General features: G+C 70.6%; 12 protein-coding genes. 9 read left to right on the top strand and 3 right to left on the bottom strand.

The window, feature by feature from the left end:
* Positions 1-10: 10 nt before the first annotated feature.
* The 3 genes from NP048_RS12060 to rfbB all read right to left on the bottom strand — a co-directional run bounded on the left by NP048_RS12060 (position 11) and on the right by rfbB (position 3,842).
* On the bottom strand, positions 11-913 hold the full coding sequence (locus NP048_RS12060) for an LCP family protein (protein ID WP_227575840.1): 903 nt from the start codon (positions 911-913) through the stop codon (positions 11-13).
* A 602-nt stretch (positions 914-1,515) separates the two neighbouring features.
* Positions 1,516-2,685, bottom strand: coding sequence for an LCP family protein (locus NP048_RS12055; RefSeq protein WP_255619671.1), 1,170 nt, complete (start codon positions 2,683-2,685; stop codon positions 1,516-1,518).
* Between the two features lie 161 nt (positions 2,686-2,846).
* Complete coding sequence (gene rfbB / locus NP048_RS12050; protein ID WP_227575838.1) at positions 2,847-3,842, bottom strand: dTDP-glucose 4,6-dehydratase; 996 nt, start codon at positions 3,840-3,842, stop codon at positions 2,847-2,849.
* A gap of 206 nt (positions 3,843-4,048) precedes the next feature.
* On the opposite strand from rfbB, the gene NP048_RS12045 reads away from it, so the two are divergent.
* From NP048_RS12045 to NP048_RS12005, 9 genes are all read left to right on the top strand, one after another.
* Entirely contained in the window at positions 4,049-5,983 is a 1,935-nt protein-coding gene (locus NP048_RS12045; protein WP_227575837.1) for a DUF4214 domain-containing protein, read from the top strand.
* 148 nt (positions 5,984-6,131) lie between these two features.
* Positions 6,132-6,926, top strand: a complete 795-nt coding sequence (gene rfbF, locus NP048_RS12040) for a glucose-1-phosphate cytidylyltransferase (RefSeq protein WP_284439702.1) — start codon at positions 6,132-6,134, stop codon at positions 6,924-6,926.
* On the top strand, positions 6,923-7,900 hold the full coding sequence (locus NP048_RS12035; RefSeq protein ID WP_227575836.1) for a glycosyltransferase family 2 protein: 978 nt from the start codon (positions 6,923-6,925) through the stop codon (positions 7,898-7,900). The genes rfbF and NP048_RS12035 overlap by 4 nt, the downstream gene beginning before the upstream one ends.
* Positions 7,897-8,394, top strand: a complete 498-nt coding sequence (locus NP048_RS12030) for a GtrA family protein (protein WP_227575835.1) — start codon at positions 7,897-7,899, stop codon at positions 8,392-8,394. Before NP048_RS12035 ends, NP048_RS12030 begins: the two co-directional genes overlap by 4 nt.
* Positions 8,391-9,074: an SDR family NAD(P)-dependent oxidoreductase gene (locus tag NP048_RS12025; RefSeq protein WP_227575834.1), complete on the top strand. Its 684-nt coding sequence runs from the start codon at positions 8,391-8,393 to the stop codon at positions 9,072-9,074. The genes NP048_RS12030 and NP048_RS12025 overlap by 4 nt, the downstream gene beginning before the upstream one ends.
* Positions 9,058-10,119 (top strand): 3-dehydroquinate synthase, encoded by a 1,062-nt coding sequence (locus NP048_RS12020; protein WP_227575833.1) that lies wholly within the window; start codon positions 9,058-9,060, stop codon positions 10,117-10,119. Before NP048_RS12025 ends, NP048_RS12020 begins: the two co-directional genes overlap by 17 nt.
* Positions 10,116-11,915, top strand: a complete 1,800-nt coding sequence (locus NP048_RS12015; RefSeq protein WP_227575832.1) for a thiamine pyrophosphate-binding protein — start codon at positions 10,116-10,118, stop codon at positions 11,913-11,915. The genes NP048_RS12020 and NP048_RS12015 overlap by 4 nt, the downstream gene beginning before the upstream one ends.
* Positions 11,912-12,709, top strand: coding sequence for an aldolase/citrate lyase family protein (locus NP048_RS12010; RefSeq protein WP_227575831.1), 798 nt, complete (start codon positions 11,912-11,914; stop codon positions 12,707-12,709). Before NP048_RS12015 ends, NP048_RS12010 begins: the two co-directional genes overlap by 4 nt.
* Entirely contained in the window at positions 12,706-13,668 is a 963-nt protein-coding gene (locus NP048_RS12005; protein WP_227575830.1) for an NAD-dependent epimerase/dehydratase family protein, read from the top strand. The genes NP048_RS12010 and NP048_RS12005 overlap by 4 nt, the downstream gene beginning before the upstream one ends.
* Positions 13,669-13,686 lie beyond the last annotated feature (18 nt).

Below are 13,686 nucleotides of genomic sequence, written 5' to 3'. Positions count from 1 at the left end.
CGGCCGCGGGCTACGAGCCGGGGACCCCGCCCACCGGCCCCGGCGGCAGCGAGCCGTCGCGGATGGCGGCGAAGAAGTCCGGTGTGGCGTCCGCGTCGAGGAGCACCGTCGAACCGATGTTGCCGGGTCGGTAGTCGATGCTGACGATCGGCGGCGTGCCGGTGATGCCGCCCTCGGCGTTCGCGGCGCGGAACGCCAGCGCCAGCCGCGCGACGTCCAGCACGCCGGCGTCCTCGTCGAAGGTGAGGGCCCCCGTCCCCGCGTCGACCAGCGCGACCTGCGCGCCGGGGTCGAACGCCAGGGAACCAGGGCTGACCTTGCCCATGACCGCGCCGATCAGCTGCCGCTGCCGCAGGGCCCGACCGACGTCGCCCTGCGGGTCCGCCTTGCGCATGCGGGCGAACGACAGCGCAGCCTGTCCGTCGACGTCGTGGCAGCCGGCGGTCCAGACCATGCCCGAGTCGGGGTCGTTGACGTCACCGTCGTAGCAGAGGTTGACACCTCCGACGGCGTCCACGAGGTGCGAGACGCCGCCCATGCCGATCTCGGCATAGTGGTCGATCGTCAGCCCGGTGAGGCCCTCGACGGTCTGCACCAGCAACGGTGCCCCGCCCCAGGCGAACGCGGAGTTGAGCTTGGCCGGGCCGTGCCCGGGGACCTCGACGTACGTGTCCCGCGGCAGCGAGATCATCGCGGTCGGGCCGCTCTCCGGGACGTGCAGCAGCAGGATCGTGTCGGTGCGCTGACCCTCGGTGCCGTCCTGCGGGATGCCGCCCTCGTCGCCGCGGGCGTCCGTGCCGGCGAGCAGGTACGTGGTGCCAGGCGTGTCGGCCGCCCCGGAGAGCGCCGGCGTGTGCTGCAGGAGACCGTTCGCCCAGATCAGCAGCCCGATGGGCCACGCAATGAGCGCCACCAGCAGGACGATCACGACGAGGCGGGCGCGGGGGAGCCGTCGTCGCCGGGCCACGGGCGTCGCGCCGGGCGCGATCCCGCCGGGGCGGGACGGCGGGCCGGCGACGCGCGGCGCGGGACGCGCGACGGTGGTCCGGCGTGCCGCCTGCCCGGGTGCGGCCGGCGTGTGTGCGCCACGGGCGTTCCCGCCAGCGGGAGCGTACGAGGCCGGGGCTCCGGACGAGGGAGGCGTGGTCGGCCCGGGGGGAGTCGCGTCCGCCGCGCCGCTGCGGCGTGCGGAGGTGCTGCGGGGTGCGGAGGTGCTGCGAGGTGCGGAGGTGCTGCGCGGTGCGGAGGCGCTGCGCGGTGCGGGTGGCGGGGTGCCGCGGGGCGCGCGCGTCGTCGGTGGAGGCGTGCTGCTGCGCGTGACGGACGGTGGCGGTGTCTCGCCCGGCGCGGAAGCGCCGCGCGCGGGACGTGCGACCCGGGCCGGCGTTGCCGGTCGGGCGGTCGACCTGCCCACCACGCGTGCGTCGTCAGCCCCGGGACGGTCTCGTCCGGGGGCTGGAGCGAAGCTGGGAGGAGGGGTCGCGTCCTCGTCGCCGTGTCCAGGCATCCGCCCGCTCAACAGGTCGTCGACGCGTCTGCGGCCGTGAACGCGTCGACACCTGGTGTCTTCGCCTCGGTCGGGGTCGTCGGAACCGGCGGGGCAGCGGGCGGTGCGGCCGGGGCCTGGCCGCCGGGAGCCGTCACTTCCGGTGCCTGCGGCACCTCGGGGACGTCCGGCACGCCCAGCATCGGGACGTCGTTCGCGATGTTCGCCCACAGCTCGTCGGCCGCGGACGTCCACTCGACCCGGTTCCTGTCGCTGCTGGCGGGCGCCCAGGGCACGGTCATGAAGGTGATGCTTTCACGGCTGACGCCACGCAGGCTGAACGCGAGGCCGGTGAGGTCGCCGACCGACAGGTTGGTGGTCACCGACTGCGTCGCGGCGCTGAGGAACTGCAGCAGCTGCCCGCCGTCCGTGAGCACGTTCTTGGAGAGCACCTCGTTCGCCATCTTCGCGACGAGCGTCTGCTGGCGACCCGCCCGCATCGTGTCCGAGCCGTCGAACCCCGTCCCGTGGCGCGCACGCGCGTACTGCAGGGCGGTGACGCCGTCGAGCACGTGCTCACCGGCGGTGATGTTCAGGCCCGTGTACTTGTCGTAGTGGTCCTCGGCGAAGCACATCGGGATCCCGCCGATGGCGTCGACCATGGCCTGGAAGCCGGCGAAGTCCACGATCACGGCGTTGGTGATGGGGACACCCGTGTTGGCCTGCACCGTGTTCACCGTGCACGCCGCCGCCGACTCGAGGTCGCCGCCGTAGTCCCAGCCGATGGCGAACGCCGAGTTGAGCATGCCGCGCTTCTGGGCCTTGGTGGTCTTGCCGTTGGTCAGCGTGCACGACGGGATCTCGACGAGGGAGTCCCGCGGCAGCGACACCATCTCGACCCGGGTCCGGTCCGCGGAGACGTGCAGCAGGATGGTCGTGTCCGACCGCATGCCCTCCTCCGCGCCACCGATGTCCGCGTTGACGCCGTCACGCTGGTCGGAGCCCATCACCAGGATGTTCACCGGCTGCCCGGCGTGGGCGTCGGACGGGTCCGGAGCCTGCTCCGGACTCGGCGCCGCGTCGACGAGCCCGTCGAGGTCCAGCTCGTTGACGTTGCCGGTCATCCGCGCCGCCACGGCGACACCGCCGGCGGCACCGAAGACGAGCACGGTCGTGACCGCGAGCGCGACCGCACGCATGGCCCCGTGCGACCCGAGGTTCCGGGCGTGTCGGGGGGCACGGAGGCGCCGACCGGCGGCATGGCGTGAGGTCACGGACTGATCGTAGGCGGCGCAGCCCTTCCCGCCGGGGGGTGCCCGGCACGGGATGCGTAGAGGAATCGTGGAGGTGTGTGGCCCGGTCAGCGACCCAGGACCGCGTACTTCGCCTCCGTGGCGTCCTTCTGGGGCCGCCACCACGCCTCGTGCGCGCGGTACCAGTCGATCGTCGCCGCGAGGCCGTCCTCGAACGTCGTGTACTGCGGCTCCCAGCCCAGCTCGGTCCGCAGCCGCGTCGCGTCGATCGCGTACCGCAGGTCGTGGCCGGGTCGGTCGTTGACGTGGTCGTAGGCGTCGGGCGACTGCCCCATGAGCTGGAGGATGAGCTCGATGACGGTCTTGTTGTCCTTCTCGCCGTCCGCACCGATCAGGTAGGTCTCGCCGAGCCTGCCCTTGTCGATGATCGACCAGACCGCGGAGTTGTGGTCCTCCACGTGGATCCAGTCGCGCACGTTCTCGCCCGTGCCGTACAGCTTCGGGCGGACCCCGTCGATCACGTTCGTGATCTGGCGCGGGATGAACTTCTCCACGTGCTGGTAGGGCCCGTAGTTGTTCGAGCAGTTCGAGATCGTCGCGCGCACGCCGAAGCTGCGTGCCCAGGCGCGGACCAGCAGGTCGGAGGACGCCTTCGTCGCGGAGTACGGGCTCGACGGGTTGTACGGCGTCTCGGGCGTGAACTTGGCCGGGTCGTCCAGCTCGAGGTCGCCGTAGACCTCGTCCGTCGACACGTGGTGGTAGCGCACGTCGTGGCGGCGGACCGCCTCCAGCAGCTGGTACGTGCCGATCACGTTGGTCCGCACGAACGGCCACGGGTCGTGCAGCGAGTTGTCGTTGTGCGACTCGGCCGCGAAGTGGACGACGAGGTCCGACTCCTTGACGAGGCGGTCGACGACGTCCGGGTCCGCGATGTCACCCTTGGCGAACGTCACCTTGTCGGCCACGGGGTCGAGGCTCCGCTCGTCGCCCGCGTACGTCAGGGCGTCCAGCACCGTGACGTGCACGTCGGGCCGCTCCCGGACGGTCTGGTGAACGAAGTTGGACCCGATGAAGCCTGCTCCACCCGTGACGAGGACGCGCACGTCGACTACCTCCGCAGTGTCTGGACGGCCAGCCTAACCAGAACCGGCAGCCGTTCTGGCTCTCGCGCCGCGCGGCCGACAAATCGGGCACGGGGCGTGGCGGTCCTTGACCCCGTTCGTGTTGGCGTCGACTCTGGATCGAACACGTCGTGACTCGTGGTCTCTCCGGCCGCGTGTGCCCCAGCCGTATCGGCCCAGGACATCCCATGCCTCAGAGTCTCATCGTCAGCTCCCTCGCCCTCTCGCTCGCTGCCCCCCTGTTCGGCACCGTCGCGCTCCCGGACCCCACTCCGTCGGCCACCTCCGTCGTGGTGCCCGGCGAGGTCACGGGGGACGTCGTCGTCGAGGAGGTCGACCTCCGCGTCGTCCCCGCCGCGGAGGCGGACGCAGCCGAGTCGCAGGACGTCGTCGACCCTGCCACCGAACCCGTGGTCGCCGACGCCCCGGTCGACGGCCGGGTGCAGACGCCGCCCGTGGACACCTCGGCCGTGCAGACCATCGGCGTCACCTGGCCCGACGAGACCGACGCCGCCGGCCTGGCGCCGAAGGTGCGCGCCATGACCGACGGCACGTGGACGGCGTGGCAGGACCTGGAGGTCTCCGACGTGCACCCCGACGCCGGCGGCGTCGACGCCCAGCACGCGCTGCGCGCGGGCACCGACTCGCTGTGGATCGGTGACGCGGAGGCGGTCCAGCTCTCCTTCGTCGCGACCACGGCAGGAGGTCCGGACGACCTGCGGCTGACGCTCGTCGGGTCCGAGGTGCCGGCCGACGGCGTCACGGTCCCGTCGGCGTACGGCGGTGCCGACGTCGGCACCGCGAGCCTGACGACGTCGTCGGGCACGAGGTCCGACCGCTCCGGAGCCCGTGTGGTGAACGCGGCCGTCCTCGGTCAGCCCGCCGCGGTGCGCGCAGCGGCCGCCGCCGCGCCACGTGTCATCTCCCGCGCTGAGTGGGGTGCCCGGCCGCAGCAGTGCGCGCTCGACCTCGCGGCCGGCGGGCTGGTCGCCGCTGCCGTCCACCACACCGCCGGCAGCAACTCGTACGCGTCGGCAGCGCAGGCGATGCAGCAGATCCGGAACGACCAGGCCTACCACATGGACGCCCGGGGCTGGTGCGACCTCGGCTACAACTTCATCGTCGACAAGTGGGGAAACATCTACGAGGGGCGTGCCGGCAGCCTGACCCAGCCGGTCATCGGTGTGCACGCGGGCGGCTTCAACACCGGGACGGTCGGGGTGTCCATGCTCGGCGAGTACGGGGCGACCGCACCGTCCGCGGCGACCCAGGAGTCCGTCTCGCGGATCATCGGGTACCGCCTCGGGGCCTACGGCAAGAACCCCGCCGGCACCGTCCCCTACCGCACGCTCGGCGGCGAGAACTCGCGCTTCGCCGCCGGCACCACGGTGAACCTGCCGGTGGTCTTCGGGCACCGGGACACGGCGTACACCGCGTGCCCCGGCAACGCCGGCTACGCGGCGCTCCCCGCCATCCGGTCGAGGGCGCAGAAGATCGCCTACTCCGAGCCGTTGGTCAAGGCGCTGTACGCCGACATGCTCGGGCGCGGTGTCGACCCCACCGGCCTGGCGACCTGGACCGGTCTGCTCCTGTCGGGCGCCCCCGCGTCCACCCTTGGTGACAACATCGCCCGGAGCCGGGAGTACGCCTCGGCACGCGTCGCGGCCGCCTACCGCGAGATCCTGCGCCGCGAGCCGGACGGCCCCGGCCTGGAGGACTGGACCACCCGCGTGATGTCCGGACGGGTCAAGATCGAGGACCTGCGCGGCTGGCTGGTCTCGAGCCAGGAGTACTACCAGCGTTCGGGCGGGAACGACCGTGCCTTCGTCGCGCAGCTCTACCGCGACATCCTGCGGCGCGACGCGGCGCAGTCCGAGATCGACCACTGGGTGCGTGAGATCGCCCGCGGGGGACGCGGCATCGTGAACGCCGGCATCTGGCGCTCCCTGGAGAGTGCCAACCTCCGGGTCCACGAGGCCTTCGACGTGTACCTCGACCGCAGGGCGGACCCGACAGGGCTGGCGACCTGGGGCCCCTACTGGCAGGCGAACGGGGAGGACGCGTTGCGGGGGATGATCATCGGCAGCGACGAGTACCTCGCGCGGTCCGTGCGTCTGTTCTAGCGGTCGATCGGTCCGGACGACGGGGCCGTCGACGTTCGCGCGCAGGCGCAATCGACGTCCTCGGCGCCCACAGCTCTGCCTATACTTGGCGCGCTCAACCGGATCCTCACGACGGTCTGGACCGGTACCCGCGTCACACCGTCGGAAGGTGGATCACACGACTATGAAGGCTGTGCTTCTGGCGGGCGGACTCGGCACGAGGATGCGCGAAGAGACCGAGTTCCGTCCCAAGCCCATGGTCGAGATCGGCGGCAAGCCGGTGCTCTGGCACCTCATGAAGGTGTTCGCGGCGCACGACGTGACCGAGTTCGTGATCTGCGCCGGCTACAAGGGTGAGCAGATCAAGGAGTACTTCCTCAACTACGCCGCTCACAACACGGACTTCACCATCACCCTGGGCAGGTCCGGTGACGTGAAGTTCCACGACGACCACCTCGAGCGGGAGTGGGTGGTCACCGTCGTCGACACCGGCCAGGGCACCCTGACCGCCGGGCGGGTGGAGCGCATCGAGCCCTACGTCAAGGGCGAGCGCTTCATGGTGACCTACGGTGACGGGCTCGCCGACATCGACCTCGGTGCCTTGCAGTCCTTCCACGAGGGGCACGGGCACAAGGCGACCATCACGACGGTGCGCCCTCTGTCGAGGTTCGGGCTGGTCGACGTCGACGGGAACGGGCTGGTCACGCGCTTCCGCGAGAAGCCGCAGATGGAGGACTGGGTGAGCGCGGGGTTCTTCGTGTTCGAGCCGGACGTGTTCGACTACCTGCGGGACAGCGACGAGAAGATGCTCGAGCACGAGCCGCTGGCCGCCCTCGCTGCTGAGGGCGAGCTCGCTGCGTACCGTCACGACGGGTTCTGGCAGCCCATGGACACGTACCGCGAGTCGCAGCTGCTGAACGAGATGTGGGAGGGCGGAGAGGCGCCGTGGAAGGTGTGGGCGTGACCGGGTCCAGCGAGATCATGCCGCGCGACGACGTGCCGACCGGGCGCAAGCTCATCTCGGTCGTCATCCCGGCCTACAACGAGTCCGACTGCGTCGACGAGCTCGCCACACGCATGGCGGCGGTGATGGACTCCGAGTCGACCTACGACTGGGAGGTCATCGTCGTCGAGAACGGCTCGACCGACGACACCTGGGAGAAGCTCTGCAAGATCCGTGAGAGCGACCCGCGGTTCAAGATCCTGCAGCTCGCGCGGAACTTCCGCATGGACGGCGGGCTGACCGCCGGACTGGCGCACGCGACGGGCGACGCCGCGGTGGTCATGACCGCCGACCTCCAGGATCCTCCCGAGCTGATCCCGGCCTTCCTGCGCAAGTGGGAGGACGGGTACGAGAACATCTACATGGTCGTGAGCCGGCGCGAGGGTACCGGCCCGGTGCGGACGTTCAACAGCAAGGCCTTCTACTGGGTCGCGGGCAAGCTGACGGCCGGCGCGATCCCGCGCAACGCGAGCGACTTCCGGCTCGTGGACCGCGGTGTGTACGAGACCATCAACACGATGCAGGAGCGCAACCGGTTCATCCGGGGGCTCTTCGCCTGGGCCGGCTACAACTCGATCGGCATCGAGCACGAGCGTCCTCCGAGGTTCGGAGGCGAGTCGAAGGCGCACTCGCTCAAGGTGCTGGACCTGGCCTTCAAGGGCATCTTCGCCCACTCCTACGTCCCGCTCCGCCTCATCACGATCACGGGCCTGTCCGTCTCCGCGCTGTCGCTGCTCGTGCTCGTCGTCTTCGCCGTGCGCTTCGTCGCGACCGGTGTGCCGTTCGCCGGTTACGGCACGCTCGTGGGCTTCATCCTCCTGCTGTTCGGGGTGCTGTTCTCGATGATCGGCATCCTCAGCGAGTACGTCGGCCTCATCTACGAAGAGGTCAAGCAACGACCCAACTTCGTGGTGAGGCGCAAGGTGGGTCTGTGACCGGGGCCCCCCTCGCGATGGAGCCAGCACAGGACCGGACGGCGGCCGGCGCGCGGGGTCGTGTCGTCGACCGCGTCCGGCCGCTTCTCACGCCGCAGTTCGTGCGCTTCGTCCTCGTCGGTGGTGTCAACACCCTGTTCGGCTTCGGCCTCTTCGCTCTGCTCCAGGCGACGCTCGGGCAGGTGTGGCACTACCTGCTCGTGACGGTCGTCTCGCACGTCTTCGCCGTGCTCGAGGCGTTCCTCATGCAGCGGTACGTCGTCTTCAAGGTGCGCGACCGGTTCCTCGGTGACTTGTGGCGGTTCTCCGGCGTCTACGTCGTCGTCCTCGTCGCGAACCTCGTCGTGCTGCCCCTGCTCCACGACGTCGTCGGACTGTCGCTGCTCGTCGCTCAGGGCCTGTTCATGGCACTCAGCGCCGTCTGCACGTTCACCGTGCACCGCCTCTTCACCTTCCGGCGTCCGGGCGCCCGCGACGTCTCGGCAGTCGAGTGACGGCGGGCACCGCCCTGGTCGTCGGTGGGTACGGAGCACTCGGTTCCGCGATCAGCGACGAGCTCGTGGCCGGCGGCTGGCACGTCCTGCGCTCGTCCCGCTCGGCGCGTCCGGACGACCCGCGTGCGGTCGTCATCGACGGCGACGCGCTCCCCGCCGACCTGCCCCGGCTGGACGCGGTCGTGTGGGCGCAGGGAGTCAACGTCAACGACTCCGTCGACAGCTTCGACGACGCGGACCTGGCGCGGTTGCTGGACGTCAACGTCGTCTCGGTCGCCTCGCAGCTGCGCGCGCTCGTCACCACGGGCACGCTGGCGGAGGGCGCAGGCGTCGTGGTCGTCAGCTCGATCTGGGAGCAGCTCGCACGGCCCGGCAAGTTCTCGTACACCGTGACGAAGGCCGCCGTGGGCGGGCTCGTGCGTGCCGCGGCGCTGGACCTGGCTCCCCGCCGGATCCGGGTCAACGGTGTGCTGCCAGGGGTTGTCGACACCCCGATGTCGCGTGAGATGCTCTCCACTGAACAAGTGGCGAGCGTCGAGCGCGCGACGGGAGCGGGACGCATGGTCGCGCCTCGCGACGTCGCCGGTGCCGTCTGCTTCCTGCTCTCAGCCGCGAGCTCGGGCATGTCCGGGCAGTCCGTCACCGTTGATTTGGGGTTCTCCGTTGGTCGCGTTCTCTGACTTCGTCGTCTCGACCTCTGGTGGTTCGTACGAGGTGCGGATCGGTCGGGACGAGCTGGACGCGGCTCTCGCATCCGCGTCGGTCGTGCTGGTCGACGCGGCACTCGTGGACCAGCTTCCTCCGCTCGCGGTGCCGGTCGTCGAGATCGAGGCCTCCGAGTCCGCCAAGACCCTCGCCGGGTGCGAGCGCGTGATCCTCGCGCTGCGGGAGAGCGGTGTCCGTCGCAGCGGGCACCTCGTGGCCGTCGGGGGAGGCGTCGTCCAGGACGTCGCGACGTTCGTCGCCCAGGTGTACATGCGTGGCATCGACTGGACGTACGTCCCCACCACGCTCATGGCGATGGCGGACTCGTGCATCGGGGGCAAGAGCTCGATCAACGTCGGCGACGTCAAGAACCTGGTCGGAGGGATCTACCCCCCGACGGCGGTCGCCGTGGACCCCCGCTTCCTGCCCTCGCTCGGCCCTGCAGCCCTCGGGTGCGGCTTCTCGGAAGCCGTGAAGATCGCGTTCTGCCGGGGGCCGGAGGCATTCGACCGGTACCTGGAGACGTACGAGAGCTTCGGCGCTGAGCCGCTCGAGCTCATCGACCACGTGCTGCGGTGCAAGAAGTGGTTCATCGAGGTCGACGAGTACGACCGCAAGGAACGGCGCCTGCTCAACTTCGGCCACACGTTCGGGCACGCGCTCGAGTCCGCGGTCGCGCACCGGGTCCCCCACGGCCTCGCCGTCAGCATCGGGGTCCTGTGCGCCGCCGCTCATCCGCAAGCGGCGCGCGGGCCCGAGGTCGACCGGCTGGTCGCGCACTGCCGTTCGCTGCTGGCCTCGGCCGGCGGTGTGGCGGAGGGCCTGGCGGACTTCGACCACGAGCGGTACGAGAAGGCGTTCCGCGCCGACAAGAAGCACGACGAGCACCATTTCCGGCTCATCCTCCCCGCACCCGGGGGAGGGGTGGCCGAGGTGTCGGTCGGCAACGGTCCAGACGACTGGCGCGTGATCCGCGACCTCACCACCGACATTCTCGCGACCCTGACGGGACGGCAATGAAGTACTCCGACCTCACCATGACCTGGCTCCGCGAGCTGGGGTACACCCACTGCTTCTTCGTTGCCGGCGGCAACTCGATGCACCTGCTCGATGGTGCGCGGCAGGTGATGACGTGCGTCCCGGTGGTGCACGAGGTCGCCGCCGGTATCGCCGTCGAGTACTTCAACGAGCAGGCGCGGGCCGACGGCAGCCCTGACCGTGCGTTCGCCCTCGTCACGGCCGGGCCCGGGCTGACGAACCTGCTGACGGCCGTCGCGGGTGCGTATCTCGAGAGCCGCGAGCTCCTCGTCATCGGGGGGCAGGTCAAGTCCACCGACATCGCGGGCGGTGCCGTGCGGCAGCGCGGCATCCAGGAGATCGACGGCGTCTCGATGGCGGCGCCGGTCTGCGTCGCTGCCGAGCGTCTCGACGTGCCGGTCGCGCGGAGCCACTTCACCGACCTGGTGCTCCGTGGGTCCACAGGTCGTCCGGGACCGGTCCTCATCGAGATGTGCCTCGACGTGCAGGGTGCCCCGGTGGAGCCCGCCGACCTCGAGGACGCGGTCGTCGAGCCGACTCCCGCCGCGCCCGCCGTCCAGGAGGGCGACGTCGCCGCGGTGGTCGACGCGCTGCGCGCCAGCCGGCGACCCGTGCTCCTGCTGGGTGGTGGTGTCAGCCGCGAGGCCGTCCGGCGTGCGCTGCCGCGTCTCCACGAGCTCGACCTCCCGGTGATGACGACGTGGAACGGTGCCGACCGCCTCGGCGCGGACGACCGGGTGTACGCGGGTCGGCCCAACACGTGGGGTCAGCGATCGGCGAACGTCCTGCTCCAGCAGGCGGACCTCGTCCTGGCCGTGGGCACCCGCCTCGGGCTCCAGCAGACCGGGTTCAACTGGCAGCAGTTCGCCCCCCTCGCCGTCGTCGCCCAGGTCGACATCGACGTCGCCGAGCTGAAGAAGGGGCACCCGCGCGTCGACATCCCCTGGCACGCCGACGCCGACGAGGCCCTCGAGCACGTCCTGGCCGCGGACCTGCCCGCCTGGACGCCCTGGCTCGAGGAATGCCGCGAGGTGCGGGCGCTGCTCCCCATCGCGGAGGAGTCGAACGTCACGGCCCCCGGGTACGCCGACCCCTACCGGTTCGTCCAGGGGCTGGCGGCCCGTTGCGCGTCGGACGACGTCGTGATCCCGTGCAGCAGCGGCGGTGCGTTCACCGTGACGCTCCAGGCGTTCGAGCAGAAGTCCGGCCAGACGATGATCTCGGACCACGGACTGGCGAGCATGGGATACGGGCTGTCGGGTGCGATCGGGGCGGCCATCGCCGCCGGTGGCCGTCGCACCGTCCTCCTCGAGGGGGACGGCGGTTTCATGCAGAACAGCCAGGAGCTGGCCACGGTGGCCGTGCGGGACCTGCCGGTCAAGATCTTCCTGTTCAGCAACGAGGGCTACGCGTCGATCCGGATGACGCAGAAGGGCTACTTCGGTGGCGCGTACCTCGGCTGCGACACCCGCACCGGCCTGGGGTTCCCCGACTGGGACCTGCTGTTCCGCTCCTACGGCATCCCCCTGCTGGAGCTGGACGCCTCGGGTGTGGGCACGCCCGGCTTCGACGAGCTGTTCGACGCTCCCGGGCCGGCCGCCTTCGTGGTGCCGATCGACCCGGAGCAGACGTACTTCCCGAAGATCACCTCACGGGTGACCGCCTCGGGCAGTATGGAGTCCAACCCCCTGCACCTGATGTCGCCGGAACTCCCGGCGGAGATGGCTTCCCGTGTGCTGCGGCACCTGTCGACCAATGAGAAGGAGCTCTCGCGATGAACAAGACCGAGCGCAAGATGACCGAGATCCTGCGGCAGGGCCGGGAGGAGTTCGGTTACGCCGCGGTCAAGGCCGAGTTCGAGGCCGAGGGCACGCGCATGGACGAGCTCCTGCGCCTCGTCGAGATCGCGCACGCCGCCGGCCTGCCCCTCACCGTGAAGATCGGCGGTTGCGAGGCGATCCGGGACCTGCTCGAGTCCAAGCAGATCGGTGTGCGCTACATCGTCGCGCCGATGGTCGAGACGCCCTACGCGCTGTCGAAGTACATCGCCGCCAAGAACCAGGTGTACACGGCGGAGGAGCAGGAGGACACGGACTTCCTGTTCAACATGGAGACGATCACCTGCTACGAGCACCGCGACGAGGTCACGACCCTTGCCGCCGGGACCCCGGGCGTCGACGGCATCGTGTTCGGTCGCGTCGACTTCGCCGGCAGCCTCGGCCTGGGCCGCGACGACATCAACTCCGAGAAGATCACCGAGCACGTGCTCGACGTCGCGCAGCTGTCCAAGGACAAGGGTCTCGACCTCGTCGTCGGCGGTGCCGTGTCCATCGACTCGCTGCCCGTCATCAAGCGCATCCGCGAGGTGCACCTCACCCGCTTCGAGACCCGGAAGGTCGTCTTCCACGGCGCTGCCGCGGAGACCGACGCGGTGAAGCCCGGTCTCCTGAACGCCGTGCACTTCGAGCTGCTGTGGCTCCTGAACAAGCGCGAGTACTACGGGGCGATCCACCGCGAGGACGCGAAGCGCATCGAGATGCTCGAGAGCCGTTGGCAGGTCCTCAGCAAGTGAGTCGCCTGCACGGGGTCGTCGCGGACGCGCTGGACGCCGACGAGCACGTCGCCGTGACAGGTGCGACGGGCTGGTTCGGTGCCACCGCGCTGGACCTGCTCTTCGAGGTGCTGGGCCCGGACGCGCCACACCGGGTGACGGCTTACGCGAGCAGGCGGCGTGAGGTGACGGTGGCGGACGGCCGGAAGGTGGAGGTCCGCCCGCTGGCGGAGCTCCCGACCCAGGTGCCGGCACCGACCACGGTGCTGCACTTCGGGTACCTCACCCGCGACCGCGTTGCTGACCTCGGTGTCGGTCCGTACGTGCTGGCCAACCTCACGCTGACGCAGGTCGTTCTCGACGCGATCGCGCGGCACCGGCCCCGGAGGGTCGTCATGACGAGCTCCGGGGCGGTGTACCGCGCTGATCGGACACTGGTGACGGACGTCGAGAACGATCCCTACGGCGCGCTCAAGCACCTCGACGAGCTGGCGTTCCGCACCGCGTGCGCCGACGTGGGGGCGACGTGCGTCGTACCGCGTGTCTTCTCGGTCGCCGGACCGCGCATGACGAAGCCCGAGAAGTACGCGCTGGGCAGCATGGTGCTCGCGGCGCAGGCAGGAAGCCCGGTGCAGGTGCGCGCCACCGGTCCCGTCGTGCGGTCCTTCTGCGGTGTGGACGAGGTCATCGCCGTCGCGCTGTTCGCTGCGGCCCAGGGCAAGGACCTGGTGTTCGACACCGGAGGTACCACCGTCGAGGTCGGGGAGCTGGCCGGCGTCGTGGCGGCGACGGTCGGACGCGGGCCGGGTGACGTCGAGCGGACCTGGGACCCGTCCGCGCCGGCTGATGTCTACACCGGAGACCAGCGCCGGATGGACGAGCTGGCGGCCGGCGCCGGTCTGGAGCTGCGCGACCTGCCGGCTCTGGTGCGTGCCACGGCCGACTGGCTCGCCGGTCGCGTGCCTGCGGGGACTTCGTGACGGGGCAGCACGGGTACC

Source organism: Cellulomonas xiejunii (genome assembly GCF_024508315.1).
GTDB lineage: Bacteria > Actinomycetota > Actinomycetes > Actinomycetales > Cellulomonadaceae > Cellulomonas > Cellulomonas xiejunii.
Note: the sequence above shows the minus strand (reverse complement) of the source record. Positions and strands in the feature narration are given on the sequence as shown.